Here is a 618-nt window from a genome sequence, read left to right on the forward strand (position 1 = left end):
CACCTGAACACGTCCGCCCAGAAGGAGTGGAAGACGGTGGCCGGTGCCCTGCTGCCGCTCACCCCGGTGCCCGATCTCGCGGAGGCCTCGACCACCCTCTCGCGGGAGTTCCCACACCTCCGGAGCGAGATCGACGGGATCCTACGCACGCAGGTCGGAAGGCCATACGCTCGCCTGCCGTTCACGATTCTGGTCGGCGAACCGGGCGCCGGAAAGACACGGGCGGCCCGGCGGCTCTGCGAAATCCTCGGCCTCCCGGTCACGGTCTACAGCGCGGCTGGGTCGGCAGACGGGTCGATCATAGGTACGTCGCGCCAGTGGAACTCATCGAGGGCGTGCGTGCCCCTGCAGGCCATCCAGCGCGACCTCCGGGCGACCGTTGCCATCGTGGTTGACGAGCTCGACAAGGCGGGGAGCCGCTCGGACAACGGGCGAATTGTCGACGGGCTGCTCACGTTGATCGAGCCGGAGAACGCATCGCGGTACCACGACCCGTCGCTCGAATGCCCCGTGGACATCTCACCGGTCTCCTGGATCGCCACGGCAAATTCCCTGGCCGGCATCCCGCAGGCGCTGCTTGACCGAGCGAGGATCGTGCACATGCCGAGCCCACGAGAC

At 68.0% G+C, this 618-nt stretch carries 1 protein-coding gene; it reads left to right on the forward strand.

Going from position 1 to position 618, the window contains the following annotated elements; genetic code table 11:
- Positions 1-36: 36 nt before the first annotated feature.
- Positions 37-618, forward strand: a 582-nt coding sequence (locus tag VQ02_RS34400) for an AAA family ATPase (RefSeq protein WP_245239952.1), incomplete at its 3' end; no start/stop codon positions are given.

The organism is Methylobacterium variabile (genome assembly GCF_001043975.1).
GTDB lineage: Bacteria > Pseudomonadota > Alphaproteobacteria > Rhizobiales > Beijerinckiaceae > Methylobacterium > Methylobacterium variabile.